The organism is Macrococcoides goetzii (assembly GCF_002742385.2).
Taxonomy (GTDB): Bacteria; Bacillota; Bacilli; order Staphylococcales; family Staphylococcaceae; genus Macrococcoides; species Macrococcoides goetzii.
Genome location: NZ_MJBI02000001.1, coordinates 286,920 through 302,269, shown reverse-complemented (window position 1 = coordinate 302,269; position 15,350 = coordinate 286,920). Strand labels below are relative to the sequence as shown.

Below are 15,350 nucleotides of genomic sequence, written 5' to 3'. Positions count from 1 at the left end.
TATGATACGCAAATTATTTTGCGCACCATAGTATTATCTTCTAGCTTTTGGAGGGCCGAGTATTTCACTGTAAATAATCCCTTTAAGCGTATTTTCTGGTGTGAAATCTACAAGTGAACCTGCTCTATCAATATCGTCTTCCATACGGATCATATTAATACGATTCATCTTCTGTCTTGGTGACAAATGCGGGTCTGCTTCAATTTTCGCAATACGTTCAGCTAGCGATAATTTTTCTTTAGTCTGAATTTTTTCTTCGAATGCCTGAATTTTCTTAGCAGCCGAGCGTTCCACTGGACGTTTTTGATCCTTTACTTCAGATGCTTTATTTTTCACTTGTTGTTCTAATTTTCGAGTTTGCTTAGAACCTGCATCAATACGCTTCTCAATTTCCTTTAATTTTGCTTCCGGATTATTCTTAAAATCGGTAAATTCTTTTTCTAAATTACCGATTGATTGTTGTAACTGTGAGAATACATTTTTAGAATTCACTTGCTGCTTCGTTGATATCGGACGTTTTGATTGATTTGCTTTCTTCTTATTAGCATTTTCATTGAGTGAAGTTACTACACTAATAATAGTAAAAATAATAAATATTATAAATCCTACATCCATCTAATCACCCTTTATTTTTTAGGAGTGTCACTACTATTCGGATCAGTCATTTTATTAATAGAATTTCTCATTCCTGTATCTGATTCAATATTCTTTAAGTTATAATAATCCATTACTCCGATATTTCCTGATTTTAATGCTTGTGCCATTGCTAAAGGTACTTCAGCTTCAGCTTCTACTACTTTCGCTCTCATTTCCTGAACCTTCGCTTTCATCTCTTGTTCTTGAGCAACGGCCATTGCACGACGTTCCTCTGCTTTTGCCTGTGCAATATTTTTATCTGCTAATGCTTGTTCAGTCTGTAAGTCTGCACCAATGTTCTTACCAATATCTACGTCTGCAATATCAATCGATAGAATTTCGAATGCTGTTCCGCTATCTAATCCTTTACCTAATACGGTCTGAGATATCATATCCGGATTTTCTAATACTGAAGTATGTGAAGCACTAGAACCGATAGTTGAGACGATCCCTTCACCAACACGGGCAACGATTGTTTCTTCACCAGCACCACCGACAAGGCGTTCAATATTTGCACGTACAGTAATTCTCGCTTTCGCTTTCACTTCAATACCGTTCATCGCAACACCCGCAATAAAAGGTGTTTCAATAACTTTTGGGTTAACTGACATTTGAACTGCTTCTAATACATCACGACCTGCTAAGTCAATTGCTGCACCGCGTTCAAACGGCAAATTGATATCAGCTCGTTGTGCAGCGATAATTGCATCGACAACGCGGTCAACGTTACCACCCGCTAAATAATGTGACTCTAATTGATTTGTCGTTAAATGTAATCCGGCTTTATGCGCTTTAATTAATGGATCGATAACACGTCTTGGAGAAACACGACGTAAACGCATTCCAACTAATGTTCCGATACCAACTTTAACGCCAGCAGCTAATGCCGAGATCCATAAACCAACAGGTACAAATGAAAATAAAATCATTAATAGAATTAGAACTACAAATGCTATAATACCGATTGTTATTAATCCTGCCATAAAGTTCACTCCTGTTTATTATATTTCTGTTACTACAACTCTTGTGCCTTCCACTTCAATGATACGAACTTCTTTCTCACGTTTAATAAATGCACCATCACTTACAGCATCAATACGTTTCCCTTGATGAATAATAATACCTGAAGGACGTAGTTCAGTTAATGTAGTTGCGGTTTGTCCAACAAGATAGCTTCTATCATCATGAGATGTGTATCCTGACTCTTTATTCGTTGAATCATAGAGGACAACTTGAGAGAAAATCGGTATCGTCTTCTTTAAAAATTTCACTAAGATCACCCACTCTACAATTGCAATAATTAAACAAATTGCTACAAAAACACCCATTTTAGCGACATTATCACCAATCAGTAAAAAACTTGTAATAATGCTTAGCATGCCTATAATACCTAATATTGCTCCCACAACAAAAAGCTCCAGGACTACTAAAATAATACCACCTAAAAACAAGATTATTGATAATGCTTCCATCTGGTTATTAAATAAATTTAGTCCAAGAAAACTAATTGCAGCAATACTACTGATGATGCCTGAAATACCTAGTTTCGGTGAATACAATTGCCACAGACCTGTAGATACCATAATAATCATGAGCAGTAATATCACATAATCATATGTACTGATTTCCAATCAAACACCTCCTTACTTATATTATAACTGAAATTATTTAATAGTCTGTAAATTAATAGCGTTTTTAAGGTAAATTTAAGGTTGAACATCAATTATACATACTTTTTTAAAAAACAAAAAACACACCACAAATGTGGTGTGTCTATCTATAAATAATATTTGAGGGAGCAATTATTATTTAAATTTACGTTTACGTGCTGCTTCTGATTTCTTTTTACGTTTAACACTTGGTTTTTCGTAGAATTCACGTTTACGAACTTCTTGAATTGTACCATTTTTTGAAACAGTACGTTTGAAACGACGTAAAGCATCTTCGATTGATTCGTTTTTACGAACTACAGTTTTAGACATTTAATTTCCCTCCCTCCAAATATCAACGGAACATATTAAACATAGATTTATTTAAATAAATATTTCTATGTACTAAAATATTATAATAGATTATCAATCTACGGTCAACACTCATTTTTTAATTTACAGTAAGTTCCTTATTTTCTGTAACCTTTTTATATATATTTGGAATTACTTTAACAAACTGTCCTTTATTCATCGGATAGCCAACTTCAGTTATCTTAACTTTTACAAGTTCACCAATCAAGCTTTCATCAGCTTCAAATTGTACCTTTAAGTAATTATCAGTGTAACCGACCAACATATTTTCAACACTTGCCTTTTCTTCAGGTATAACCTCTAATACTTCACCTTCAAATCTGCTAGCATATTCTTTAGCAAGCTGATCTGACAGACTAATTAAGCGATGTACGCGTTCATTTTTCACATTCTCATCAATTTGATCTGTCATACGCGCTGCTGGTGTACCAGTTCGCATTGAATATGGAAAAACATGCAGTTCAGAAAAACCGTGGTTCTGAATAAAATCATATGTTTCCTGGAATTCTTCCTCTGTCTCACCAGGGAATCCAACAATAACGTCACTTGTCACAGCAAGACCAGGCATAATTGCATGTAATTTTCTTAATCTTTCTGAGAAGTGTTCCATCGTATATTTACGACGCATACGTTTTAATACTGTATCACTCCCAGATTGCAGTGGAATATGCAAGTGACGCACGACTTTTTCACTTTTATTGATGACATCAATCACTTCATCCGTTAATTGACTTGCTTCAATAGATGAGATACGGATACGTTTTAATCCATCAATCGTTTCTAAGTCACGAAGCAGTTGTGCAAGATTATAATCTTTTAAATCTTCACCATAACCACCTGTGTGGATACCTGTTAAGACAATTTCCTGATAACCAGATTGAACAAGCTGTGTTGCTTGTCTTACAACTTCTTTCGGGTCTCTCGAACGCATCAACCCTCTTGCCCATGGGATGATACAGAATGTACAGAAATTATTACAGCCTTCCTGAATCTTCAGTGATGCACGTGTTCTATCAGTAAAATATGGTACGTCTAGCTCTTCGTACGTACGATTCTTCATAATATTTGTAACGCCGTTAATCGGTTGTCTTTCATTTCTAAACTGTTCAATATACGGTAACATCTTATTTCGATCTTGTGTACCGACAACGATATCAACACCCGCTATATCCATAATTTCAGCTGACGATGTTTGCGCATAACAACCAGTTACACAAATAACCGCTTCCGGATTACGTCTGATGGCACGACGAATAACCTGACGACTTTTCTTATCCCCGGTATTTGTCACGGTACAGGTATTAATCACATAAACGTCTGCATTTGTTTCAAAATCCACACGCTCATATGATGCTTCTTTAAATAATTGCCAGATGGCTTCAGTTTCATAATGGTTTACTTTACATCCTAAAGTATGGAAGGCAACAGTTGCCATTTATTTCACCTCATTTTATTTTCGTTCAATAAATCACATTATATAAAAATAACATTAATTGATAGGAATTTCAATCTAATCATTATAAAAGACAGTGGGATGCTATGTCCATCACACTGTCTTTTATAATAAATTTTTATGATAGTTCAATATGATAACTCATCGCACTCAGTAAATATAGTGGAGCAGTTTCTGCACGTAGTATTCTAGGTCCTAAACCAATTGTCGGTGCATTAAATTGTTTAATCTCTGTTTCACTCAAACCACCTTCTGGTCCAAAGATAACGATTACCTTCGTGCCAGATTCTAGTCTTTTTAATGTCTGATTAAGCGTAGATGTTTCACCATTCTTAGCAGTTTCTTCGTATGCAACGAGTACAACATCATAATCATCTAGTAATGCTGTTAAAGCAGTGCTATTCTTTACAACTTTAATTTCAGGTATCATTTGACGATAACTTTGTTCTGCTGCTTCCTTTATTATCTTCTGAAATCTTTCTACCTTTTTTGCCATTTTCTTTTCATCCAGCTTAATCACAGAATGATCAGATATAAAAGGCAGGAAGCGATATGCACCGAGTTCAGTCGCTTTTTGAATCATCCATTCATATTTATCGTTCTTTAATAAACCGCTCGCTATCGTAACTTGAACAGGGAGTTCTGTACATAGCTCTAATTGTTCACGGGTTATTACTGTAATTTGATTATCAATAGCAGTAATTTCACTTATAAAACTAGCATTGATAAAATTAATGATAATTTTATTTCCGACAGTTTGACGCATCACATTTTTTATATGATGAACATCATCTTTATCAATGATCGCATAGTTTTTATTATTTTCAGCTTCAGTATTTAGAAAATATCGCTGCATATTATGCCTCTTTTCTAGCGGCAATCGCAATCCAGCCATTTTCACGCGTAATTTCTTCTATCTTATAACCAACGCGTTCCAAATGTTCAACGATCATTTCTTCTTTTTCTAAAATGATACCTGAAGTGATCAGTAATCCATTATCATTCAATAATGCATAGCTATCATCAATCATTAGATCAACAATATGTGCTAAAATATTTGCAAAAATGACATCACGTTTTTCACTTTCACCTTTTAATAAGTTGCCTGGTTCCGCTTGAATCGCATCAGCACAATCATTTTTTTCAAAGTTATCCACAGCAACACGTACTGCAACACTATCTAGATCCAGCGCTTTAATGGGTGCAGCACCTAATTGATGCGCTGCTATACTTAAAATACCTGAACCAGTACCGACATCAATAACAGATTGATTTGGTTGAACATATTTCTCTATTAATTTTAAACACATCGATGTTGTAGCATGATCGCCTGTACCAAATGCCATGCCCGGATCAAGCTTAATGATAAACTCGTCATCATTTTGTTTCTCATAATTTTCCCAGCTTGGTACAACAACAAAACTTTCTGAAGCTTTAAATGCATGAAAATGATTCTTCCATTCATTTGCCCAGTCTTCTTCCTGAACTTCATCTGTAGAAATTTCTAATCTTGAGACTTCAACATCCTGTAATCCATTAATCTTTTCTTTAATTACATCAATGATTGCATCAGAATAATCTAATTCACTAAAATACACTTTTACACGCACATCAGATTCTGGGTAATCATCCGGATTTAACTCATAGATTTCACCGTACGTCTCAATACGACCTTTAACAAGTTCTAAACTATCTTCTATAACAACACCATTTGCACCAACTTCATTTAATATATCAGCTATAAATGGTTCAAGCTCATGGTTAACCATCAATGTTATTTCTTTATAGTTCATTATTATTCTCCTTTAAAGAAGCGTTTTGTTTTATCGAAAAAGTTTGAAGGTTGTTCGTTAATTTCCGTACCATCTATTTCAGCAAATTCTCTTAATAATTCTGCTTGTCTATTCGTCATCTTCACAGGTGTTACTACATTGACAGTGACATATAAGTCACCCTTACCATAGCCGTGTACATTTTGAATACCTTTTTCTTTTAATCTGAAGCGTTTACCAGTTTGTGTTCCAGATGGAATTGTAATCTTTGCTTTTCCGTCAAGCGTAGGCACTTCCACTTCATCACCAAGCGCTGCTTGAGCGATTGATAAGTTTAATGTATAGAAAATATCTTCCCCTGCACGTTCAAAATGAGCATGGTCAGCAACTTTGAAGACGACATATAGATCACCAGCAGGACCACCATTAATACCCGGCTCACCTTGACCCGCTAAACGAATTTGTTGTCCAGTATCAACTCCAGCTGGAACAGTTACTTTAATTTTAACGGTCTTAATTACTCGACCTGTACCGCCACAATCATGACATTTTTCATCAAATGTTTTACCAGTACCGCCACAATCATGACATGGTCGTTCAGTTCTTACACGACCAAATGGCGTATTTTGTTCAACCTGTACATTACCACGTCCATGACACGTTTTACAAGTATGCACTTCAGTACCTGGTTTTGCACCGCTGCCTCCACATGTATCACAAGTCACTTCTTTTTTAACTGATATTTCTTTTTCAGCACCAAATACTGCTTCTTCAAAAGATATATTCATCTGATATTGTAAGTCATCACCTTTTCGAGGTGCATTCGGATCACGTCTAGCACCACCGCCAAAAAATGAACTGAAGATATCTTCAAATCCACCGAAACCGCCAAAGTCCTGACCACCAAATCCAGCACCTTGGCCCATACCTGCGTGACCAAATTGATCATACTGTGCTTTCTTCTGATCGTCACTTAATACTTCATATGCTTCTGCGATTTCTTTAAACTTTACATCTGCATCCTCTTCTTTATTGATGTCCGGATGATATTTTTTTGATAGTTTTTTATATGCACGTTTAATCTCTTCTTTAGAAGCACCTTTTTGTAAACCTAGGACTTCATAATAATCTCTTTTCGCCACTTTTCATTCTCCTTTTCTTACTACTTAGTTAAATATGCTGAAAGAAAAAGCCAAAGTCAATAAATTGACTTTGACTTTATGTTATTACTTATTATTTTTTATCGTCATCTTTAACTTCAGTAAAGTCTGCATCTACTACATCATCTTCAGGATTTGTGTTTTGAGCACCTTCAGCACCTTGTTGTGCAGCCATCTCTTCATATAATTTCATAGATAATGCCTGAACGATTTCATTTAAACTATCTTTTTTAGCCTTAATATCTTCAATATCATTGCCTTCTAAAGCCTTTTTAAGATCTTCTTTAGCAGCTTCTGCTTTTTCAACTTCTGCAGCATCCACTTTACCTTCTAAATCTTTAATCGCTTTATCAGTAGCAAATACTAATTGATCTGCTTCATTGCGTATGTCAACTTCTTCACGACGTTTTTTATCTGCTTCAGCGTTAGCTTCTGCATCTTTAACCATACGATCGATTTCTTCGTCGCTTAATGAAGATGAAGATTGGATAGTAATTTTTTGTTCTTTTTGAGTGCCTAAATCTTTCGCTGTAACGTTAACGATACCGTTTTTATCGATATCGAATGTTACTTCGATTTGAGGCATACCACGTGGTGCTGGTGGAATATCAGTTAATTGGAAACGACCTAATGTTTTGTTATCCGCAGCCATTTGACGCTCACCTTGTAATACGTGAATATCTACTGCAGGCTGGTTATCTGCCGCTGTAGAGAATACTTGTGATTTAGATGTCGGAATCGTTGTATTACGTTCAATTAATACAGTAGAAACGCCACCCATTGTTTCAATACCTAATGATAATGGTGTTACGTCTAATAATACGATATCCTGAACATCACCAGTTAAGACACCACCTTGAATAGCAGCACCCATCGCTACAACTTCGTCTGGGTTTACACCTTTATTCGGCTCTTTACCTAATTCTTTTTTGATTGCTTCCTGTACAGCTGGAATACGTGTAGATCCACCAACTAATAATACTTCATCGATATCTGAATTAGATAATCCAGCGTCTTTCATTGCTTGACGCGTTGGTCCCATTGTACGTTCAACTAATTCACGAGATAAATCTTCAAATTTCGCACGTGATAAAGTTACTTCTAAGTGTAATGGTCCAGCTTCTCCAGCTGAGATAAACGGTAATGAGATTTGAGTTGAAGATACACCTGATAAATCTTTCTTCGCTTTTTCAGCAGCATCTTTTAAACGTTGCATCGCCATTTTATCACTTGATAAATCTAATCCATTTTCTTTTTTGAATTCTGCAACTAAGAAGTCGATGATTACCTGGTCAAAGTCATCTCCACCTAAACGGTTATCACCAGCAGTAGATAATACTTCAAATACACCGTCTCCAAGTTCTAAGATAGATACGTCAAACGTACCGCCACCTAAGTCAAATACTAATACTTTTTGTTCTTTATCAGTTTTATCTAAACCGTATGCAAGTGCTGCAGCAGTTGGTTCGTTGATAATACGTTCAACTTCTAATCCAGCGATTTTACCAGCGTCTTTTGTTGCCTGACGTTCTGCATCGTTAAAATAAGCTGGAACTGTGATAACTGCTTTAGATACTTTTTCTCCTAAATAGCTTTCTGCAGTTGCTTTTAAGTTTTGTAAGATCATTGCTGAAATTTCTTGTGGTGAATATTGTTTACCATCAATATTTTCTTTATGTTCTGTACCCATATGACGTTTGATTGAGATGATCGTGTTTGGGTTAGTGATAGCTTGACGTTTTGCTACTTCACCAACTTGCGTTTCACCATTTTTGAATGCTACTACTGATGGTGTAGTACGGTTACCTTCAGGGTTAGCGATTACTTTCGGTTCGCCACCTTCTAATACAGATACACATGAATTTGTTGTTCCTAAGTCAATACCAATTACTTTACTCATTATATAATTCCTCCATTATTTTAAAATTAATTTTTTAAAATTTTTAAGAACGATTACTCATTTACTTTAACCATTGAAGGTCTTAAAACACGTTCTTTTAATTTATAACCTTTTTGAAGCTCATCCAAAACAATTCCAGAATCCTTACTTTCATCGTGTTCCTGCATTACAGCCTGATGTAAATTCGGATCAAATGGTTGATACAGTGCTTCTATCACTTCAAGCCCATTATCTTTCAATGAACTTAACAGACTTTCATAAACCATCTCTACACCTTTATGTAAAGATTTAAATTCTTCACTTTCACCTTTTTGTGCAAGTGCGCGTTCAATATTATCTATTGCTGGTAAAATGTCTCGCAGTACACTTTGCGCACGATACGTTCTTTCAGTATCTAATTCTGCACGTGTTCGTTTTTTATAGTTTTCAAATTCAGCATAAAGACGTAAATATTTCTCTTCTGCTGCTTCTAATGATTTTTTCGTTTCAGTGAGTGCGTCAGTTGTTTCATCTTCTTCAGTAGCTTCAACAGGTGCTTCTGGTGCAACTGTTTCAGTTATATCCTGTTCTACTGCTTCAGTCGACTCATCTGTTTGATCAGTTTTTTCAAATGCTTGTTCTTCATGTTTTTCAGACAAGATATTTACCTCCTTATAACAAGTGATTAATACTTGCTAATTTATTAAAGACTTTTCGGTAACTCATTTGTGTCGGTCCAATGACCGCAATCTTACCATTCATATTATGGAGATGAATCGGTGAAGTTACAATTGAGATGCCTTCTAAGTTTTTATCAATTTCCTGGCCTAACGTTACCTGAATATGATCAGATTCAACCTGACTTAAAATAATCGGTAAGTCATCGGAATCAATTAATTTCAATGTTTCTTTTACAGCATTCAGATTATCAGAATCTATAATTTCATACAAATATTCTCGTCCTTCAAAATATATTGTATGAGATTTTGTACGCGCTTTTTTTACGATTTCAGATTTTAAATGCGTAAGCGGTAACTGTTTAAAGCCCTCTCGATTTACATCTAAATGAATATTACCTTCAATAATTGCAAGTAAATTCTGGTTTAGATAATTGTTCATGCGCTCAATCTCTTGTCTCGTTAAACGTACTTGCCATGAAATTTGTTGATGTTCAACATTACCATTTTCATAGACAATAATTAATACCAGATTAGTCGGTGTTAAATACGTCAAATGAATCTGTGAAATTGATCGTTTATCGATTTCAGTTGTTGTTGCAATTGATAGATATTGTGTATCCATCGCAATATCCTTAGCGAGCATTCTAAAATCAACAAAGTTTGTCTGATCTATAAAAAAATTCTCTTCATAAGGAAATTCTTTTTGCAACGCTTCAACATAAAACTTATAGCCCGCTTCTGAAGGAATTCTACCACTAGAAGAATGCATTTTTTCAATTAAACCATGATCTTCTAATCGCTTCATCTCAGCTCTAATTGTAGCAGGACTAACATCCAGATTATGTTGTTCAATCAGTTTCTTCGAACCGATAGGTGATCCACTATCAACAAAATCCTCAACAATTACGTTTAATAAATGTAATTGTCTATCTGTTAGCATAATTCACCTCGTTAGCACTCTATCACTTCAAGTGCTAATAACAATTTATCAAATTGGTCAAAGTATGTCAACATATAACACTTAATTTTTTTAAAATGAAAAAAAGTTCTTAAAAACCGTGATATTACACAGTTAATAAGAACTTTTCGAACACATCGTTACCATGCATTCTACCTTGTTCAGATAGTTTGACATGGTTATCCTCAACGATGATTTGACCTTCTTTTAGCAAACCTTGAACTACAGTGCCAAAAACATCATTAAATTTTCTATCATATCTTTTCTCGAAATCATTGATGTTGATGCCTTTATTCAATCTCAATCCTAAGAACATGAATTCTTCCATCGAAGCATCAATATCTACTGGAATAATCTCTTTAACAGCACTACCCGTATTCATCGCTTTAATATAATGTGGGACAGGTATTACGTTATAGTAACGTTTGCGGTCAATGTATCCATGGCTGCCAGCTCCTGCACCGTAATATTCTTTATTTTCCCAATAGACCTTGTTGTGCTTTGACTCAAAATCTCCTTTAGCATAATTTGAGATTTCATATTGATGGAACCCATGTTCTGCTAGGAATTTCATTGTATATTCATACATATCCTGGGCGAGAGTCTCATCAGGCATTTGCAGCATACCTTTTTTGTAGAGGTTATAAAATTGTGTCTTGGGTTCTAAAATGAGTGAGTAACTCGAAATATGATTAATATTAAGCTGAACCGCCTGTTCTAGATCGTATTGACACTCTTCAAGTGTCTGTGTCGGTAAATGATACATCAGATCGATGCTAACTGACTCAATTCCTAAACGGTTCGCTTCATCTACAGCACGTTTAATGTCACTTTCTACATGAGTTCTACCCAGTGATTTCAACAAACGATTATTAAATGTTTGCACACCAAGCGATAAACGATTAACACCATAACGTTTCATAATAGCAATTTTATCGGTTGTTAATTCATCAGGATTCGCTTCAACGGTAAATTCACTCGTGATTACAAATCTATCTGTAATATATTTTAGCAATCGTTCTAATTGTACGCCAGATAATGCTGTCGGCGTCCCACCTCCGATAAACACTGTATAAATTTCCTTCTCACTAATCATTCCCAGCTCTTTAATAAGCGCATCTAGATATGCATCGACTGGTTGGTTCTTAATTAAAAATTTATTGAAATCGCAATACGTACAGATACGATTGCAAAATGGAATATGAATATATAAACTCCTCATGCTACCACCTCCAAAATGAAAACACGATTGCTCTTTGAAAGATACAATCGTGTTTTTTTGCTATTCTTCGTCCATTTTTAACACAGCTAGGAATGCATCTTGTGGAATTTCCACAGAACCTACTGCCTTCATCTTTGCTTTACCGGCTTTTTGTTTTTCTAAAAGTTTACGCTTACGTGAGATATCCCCACCGTAACATTTAGCTAGTACGTTTTTACCGATTGATTTAATATTTGTACGTGCAACAATTTTTTGTCCGATAGCAGCTTGAACAGGCACTTCAAATTGTTGACGTGGAATTAAAGTTTTGAGTTTCTCTACAATAACTTTACCACGTTCATAGGCAAAGTCTCTATGTACGATGAAACTTAAAGCATCGACACTTTCACCATTGAGTAAGATATCCATCTTCACTAAGCGACTTTCCTGATAGCCAATTAATTCATAATCAAAAGAGGCATATCCTTTAGTATTTGATTTTAACTGATCAAAGAAATCGAATACGACTTCTGATAATGGAATTTCATAGATGATATTTACACGAATATCGTCCATGTAGTCCATCGTCTGAAAGTTACCACGTTTTCTTTGGCATAATTCCATTACGGAACCGACATAATCATTCGGTACCATAATACTCGCTTTTACATATGGTTCATAAATTTTATCAATCTTTTGAGGGTCTGGCATTTTTGAAGGATTATCTACAATTACTTCACTCTTATCTGTCATTTCACACTTGTAAATAACAGATGGAGCTGTTGCAATTAACTCAATGCCGAATTCACGTTCAATACGTTCCTGAATAATTTCCATATGTAATAATCCTAAGAAACCAACACGGAAACCAAAACCTAAAGCTTGAGAAGTTTCAGCTTCAAATTCTAAAGAAGCATCATTTAATTGGAGTTTCTCTAATGCTTCTCTTAAATCATTGTATCGTCCAGTATCAATTGGATAAATACCACAGAATACCATTGGATTCATCTTTTTATAACCTTGTAGGGGTTCATCTGCTGGATTATCCGCTAAAGTAATAGTATCCCCTACACTTGAATCTGCAACATTCTTAATTGAAGCTGCAATATAACCTACATCACCGACCGTTAATTCAGAAACAGGCAATTGTTTCGGTGTATTGATTCCAACTTCTACCACATCAAATGTTTTACCTGTAGACATCATTTTAATTTTATCTCCAGCTTTAACAGTGCCATCAATAATACGTATTGATGAGATTACACCGCGATAGGCATCAAATGCACTATCAAAGATTAAAGCTTTTAATGGCGCTTCAGGATCGCCCATAGGTGCTGGAACTTTTTCAACGATTTGTTCTAAGATTTCCTCAATACCGATATTTGCCTTAGCTGAAGCAAGTACTGCCTCACTTGCATCCAAGCCAATCACATCTTCAATTTCCTGACGCACACGTTCAGGTTCAGCAGCAGGTAAATCTATTTTATTAATAACAGGTAATAATTCTAAATCATTATCTAGAGCTAAATAAACGTTTGCTAATGTCTGTGCCTCGATACCTTGGGCTGCATCAACTACCAATATAGCTCCTTCACATGCCGCTAAACTTCGTGATACTTCATAGGTAAAATCGACATGTCCTGGTGTATCTATTAAATGGAAAATATATGTTTCTCCATCTTTTGCTGTATAATTTAATTGTACTGCGTTCAGTTTAATTGTTATCCCACGTTCACGCTCTAGATCCATAGAATCCAGCAATTGAGATTTCATCTCTCGTGAAGCAACAGATTTTGTATTTTCTAAAATTCTATCTGCTAAAGTCGATTTCCCATGATCGATATGCGCAATAATAGAGAAGTTTCTTATTTTTTCCTGACGGCTTAAACGCTGTTCATTATTCATCTTTTTGCCCAACTTTCTTAAATTGTACGTATATTTGATTATAACAACTCTTATACAGTTGTTCAATGAGTTTTAAAAAATATAGATTGCATATACTGTCTGAATTTGATAAAATATTTCTTGTTGCAATCAAAATATCTATTTTAAGTGCAAGACATTTCTAGGAGGTGACATTATGCCAAACATTAAATCTGCAATCAAACGTGTTACAACTAACAATAAAGCACAACAAGCAAACATTTCTCAAAAGAATGATATGCGTTCTGCTGTGAAAAATGCAAAAGCGGCAATTGAAAACAACGCTGACAATAAATCAGAATTAGTACAAGTAGCTGTTAAAAAGATTGATAAAGCTGCGAAAAGCAACTTAATCCACGCTAACAAAGCTGACCGTTTAAAATCACAAGTTATGCGTAACAAATAATATTTATAAAAAAAGCGACCTGAGGGTCGCTTTTTTATATTTTTAAGATAAACAATTCTAGTATCAATACTTTATCGAGATAACTGGATTTTAACGCATAGTCTGTAACAGCACATTCTTTCATGATATTTAGTAGTTGTTTCAAATCCATCGACCTTACTTTACGTAATGCTAGTTTCACTCGATATGGATGCACTTTTACTTGTTTCGCTATCTGTGCTTCACTAAATCCTTTTTGTGATAATATTTTCACCTGATAGAACAATCGATACTGACTACTTATCAATGCCAGGAGTTTAATCGGTTCTTCTTTCATATTAATCAAATCTTTCAATAAATGAACTGCTCTTTTCTTATCACCTTTAGCGATAAAGTCAGTGAGTAAAAAGACATTTTGCTCTAGACTTCTACTCACAACTTCAGTGACATCTTTCTTCGTAATGACTGGATTATCTCCAATAAATAATACTAATTTGTCCATCTCTTTTACAACGTTACTGTAATTGAGTCCTGTAAGATGTATCATCTCGTCTAATGCATCCGCTTTAATATCTTTAAACTGTTCATTGAAACGCTTTTTAATCAGCTGTTTCATCCCATTTTCATCTAGCGGTTCTATTTTCTCAGTTGTATGCAATTTCTTAATGCGTTTAACAATTTTCTTTCGCTCATCTAATTTATCCTGTAGCACTTTAAAGATGACAATGTTAGGTCCCTCATACTTTTCGAGAAAATCCACTACTTTATCTAAATTAATTTCATGTGCGATTTTTAATTTTTCACCTGTAAAAATAAAACTATTGTTGATTACAATCACTTTCTGGTCACTCAAAAATGGTAAAGTCATCGCATCTTCAGCAATCACTTCAAATGGTGTTTCCTGTAGATCATATCGACTAAAGTTAAAATCATCCTGTTCATCGATATATTGATGGATAATTTTATCAACTTTATCTTCAACTAACGGTTTTGTACTCCCATAGACTAAATAAATGTGACTCATTATGAGCACTCCTAACGTAAAAATCTTAATTTCATTATAGCTTTTTTCCGTTCATTATCATATACTTAAATAGATAGAAAAGTAGGGGGTTTATGACATGAATCATTTCGAAAAAAATACACAATCTAAAAACAATGACGTTCAAGACTCAGGCTATGCATTTTTAATTGGCTTTGGCGGATTCGCAACAATTTATATTATTGCTCAAATTTTCGACTTAGTAGCGAAATAATTTTTTTAAGGCGGTGAAATCACCGC

16 protein-coding genes are annotated in these 15,350 nt (G+C 34.8%); 2 read left to right on the top strand and 14 right to left on the bottom strand.

Annotated features, from left to right (window positions below):
• Nucleotides 1-33 precede the first annotated feature (33 nt).
• The 13 genes from BFS35_RS01545 to lepA form a co-directional block, all read right to left on the bottom strand.
• Nucleotides 34-615: a hypothetical protein gene (locus BFS35_RS01545; protein WP_099578502.1), complete on the bottom strand. Its 582-nt coding sequence runs from the start codon at nucleotides 613-615 to the stop codon at nucleotides 34-36.
• Between the two features lie 11 nt (nucleotides 616-626).
• Nucleotides 627-1,619, bottom strand: a complete 993-nt coding sequence (gene floA / locus BFS35_RS01540; RefSeq protein ID WP_099578504.1) for a flotillin-like protein FloA — start codon at nucleotides 1,617-1,619, stop codon at nucleotides 627-629.
• An 18-nt stretch (nucleotides 1,620-1,637) separates the two neighbouring features.
• Nucleotides 1,638-2,267 (bottom strand): NfeD family protein, encoded by a 630-nt coding sequence (locus BFS35_RS01535; protein ID WP_099578506.1) that lies wholly within the window; start codon nucleotides 2,265-2,267, stop codon nucleotides 1,638-1,640.
• A gap of 174 nt (nucleotides 2,268-2,441) precedes the next feature.
• Complete coding sequence (gene rpsU / locus BFS35_RS01530) at nucleotides 2,442-2,618, bottom strand: 30S ribosomal protein S21 (RefSeq protein WP_041636032.1); 177 nt, start codon at nucleotides 2,616-2,618, stop codon at nucleotides 2,442-2,444.
• A gap of 118 nt (nucleotides 2,619-2,736) precedes the next feature.
• Entirely contained in the window at nucleotides 2,737-4,092 is a 1,356-nt protein-coding gene (mtaB, locus tag BFS35_RS01525) for a tRNA (N(6)-L-threonylcarbamoyladenosine(37)-C(2))-methylthiotransferase MtaB (RefSeq protein WP_099578508.1), read from the bottom strand.
• 136 nt (nucleotides 4,093-4,228) lie between these two features.
• Nucleotides 4,229-4,966, bottom strand: a complete 738-nt coding sequence (locus tag BFS35_RS01520; protein ID WP_099578510.1) for a 16S rRNA (uracil(1498)-N(3))-methyltransferase — start codon at nucleotides 4,964-4,966, stop codon at nucleotides 4,229-4,231.
• A 1-nt stretch (nucleotide 4,967) separates the two neighbouring features.
• The gene (gene prmA, locus BFS35_RS01515) at nucleotides 4,968-5,903 is read right to left on the bottom strand and encodes a 50S ribosomal protein L11 methyltransferase (RefSeq protein ID WP_099578512.1); all 936 of its coding nucleotides are present in this window, start codon (nucleotides 5,901-5,903) and stop codon (nucleotides 4,968-4,970) included.
• A 2-nt stretch (nucleotides 5,904-5,905) separates the two neighbouring features.
• On the bottom strand, nucleotides 5,906-7,024 hold the full coding sequence (gene dnaJ / locus BFS35_RS01510; protein ID WP_099578514.1) for a molecular chaperone DnaJ: 1,119 nt from the start codon (nucleotides 7,022-7,024) through the stop codon (nucleotides 5,906-5,908).
• Between the two features lie 91 nt (nucleotides 7,025-7,115).
• Nucleotides 7,116-8,942, bottom strand: coding sequence for a molecular chaperone DnaK (gene dnaK, locus BFS35_RS01505; RefSeq protein WP_099578516.1), 1,827 nt, complete (start codon nucleotides 8,940-8,942; stop codon nucleotides 7,116-7,118).
• A gap of 53 nt (nucleotides 8,943-8,995) precedes the next feature.
• Nucleotides 8,996-9,580 carry a nucleotide exchange factor GrpE gene (gene grpE, locus BFS35_RS01500; protein ID WP_099578518.1) on the bottom strand — a complete coding sequence of 195 codons (585 nt, stop codon included), beginning with the start codon at nucleotides 9,578-9,580 and terminating at the stop codon, nucleotides 8,996-8,998.
• A gap of 13 nt (nucleotides 9,581-9,593) precedes the next feature.
• Complete coding sequence (hrcA, locus tag BFS35_RS01495) at nucleotides 9,594-10,541, bottom strand: heat-inducible transcriptional repressor HrcA (protein WP_099578520.1); 948 nt, start codon at nucleotides 10,539-10,541, stop codon at nucleotides 9,594-9,596.
• Nucleotides 10,542-10,665: 124 nt separating this feature from the next.
• On the bottom strand, nucleotides 10,666-11,781 hold the full coding sequence (hemW, locus tag BFS35_RS01490; RefSeq protein ID WP_099578522.1) for a radical SAM family heme chaperone HemW: 1,116 nt from the start codon (nucleotides 11,779-11,781) through the stop codon (nucleotides 10,666-10,668).
• Between the two features lie 60 nt (nucleotides 11,782-11,841).
• Nucleotides 11,842-13,665: a translation elongation factor 4 gene (gene lepA / locus BFS35_RS01485; protein ID WP_099578523.1), complete on the bottom strand. Its 1,824-nt coding sequence runs from the start codon at nucleotides 13,663-13,665 to the stop codon at nucleotides 11,842-11,844.
• 175 nt (nucleotides 13,666-13,840) lie between these two features.
• Between lepA and rpsT the strand changes: the two genes are divergently transcribed.
• Entirely contained in the window at nucleotides 13,841-14,089 is a 249-nt protein-coding gene (gene rpsT, locus BFS35_RS01480) for a 30S ribosomal protein S20 (RefSeq protein WP_096076311.1), read from the top strand.
• Nucleotides 14,090-14,123: 34 nt separating this feature from the next.
• Here the strand turns inward: rpsT and holA are convergent, their stop codons facing one another.
• Complete coding sequence (gene holA, locus BFS35_RS01475; RefSeq protein ID WP_407943220.1) at nucleotides 14,124-15,095, bottom strand: DNA polymerase III subunit delta; 972 nt, start codon at nucleotides 15,093-15,095, stop codon at nucleotides 14,124-14,126.
• A gap of 94 nt (nucleotides 15,096-15,189) precedes the next feature.
• Here holA and BFS35_RS01470 point away from each other — a divergent pair, with 94 nt between their 5' ends.
• A complete protein-coding gene (locus BFS35_RS01470; protein ID WP_096076310.1) occupies nucleotides 15,190-15,324 on the top strand; it encodes a YqzM family protein in 135 nt (44 codons plus the stop codon).
• Nucleotides 15,325-15,350 lie beyond the last annotated feature (26 nt).

Coding starts and splice junctions, on each gene's coding strand:
- BFS35_RS01545 (WP_099578502.1), bottom strand. CDS start 615: ATGGATGTAGGATTTATAATATTTATTATTTTTACTATTATTAGTGTA.
- floA (WP_099578504.1), bottom strand. CDS start 1,619: ATGGCAGGATTAATAACAATCGGTATTATAGCATTTGTAGTTCTAATT.
- rpsU (WP_041636032.1), bottom strand. CDS start 2,618: ATGTCTAAAACTGTAGTTCGTAAAAACGAATCAATCGAAGATGCTTTA.
- mtaB (WP_099578508.1), bottom strand. CDS start 4,092: ATGGCAACTGTTGCCTTCCATACTTTAGGATGTAAAGTAAACCATTAT.
- BFS35_RS01520 (WP_099578510.1), bottom strand. CDS start 4,966: ATGCAGCGATATTTTCTAAATACTGAAGCTGAAAATAATAAAAACTAT.
- prmA (WP_099578512.1), bottom strand. CDS start 5,903: ATGAACTATAAAGAAATAACATTGATGGTTAACCATGAGCTTGAACCA.
- dnaK (WP_099578516.1), bottom strand. CDS start 8,942: ATGAGTAAAGTAATTGGTATTGACTTAGGAACAACAAATTCATGTGTA.
- hrcA (WP_099578520.1), bottom strand. CDS start 10,541: ATGCTAACAGATAGACAATTACATTTATTAAACGTAATTGTTGAGGAT.
- hemW (WP_099578522.1), bottom strand. CDS start 11,781: ATGAGGAGTTTATATATTCATATTCCATTTTGCAATCGTATCTGTACG.
- lepA (WP_099578523.1), bottom strand. CDS start 13,665: ATGAATAATGAACAGCGTTTAAGCCGTCAGGAAAAAATAAGAAACTTC.
- rpsT (WP_096076311.1), top strand. CDS start 13,841: ATGCCAAACATTAAATCTGCAATCAAACGTGTTACAACTAACAATAAA.
- BFS35_RS01470 (WP_096076310.1), top strand. CDS start 15,190: ATGAATCATTTCGAAAAAAATACACAATCTAAAAACAATGACGTTCAA.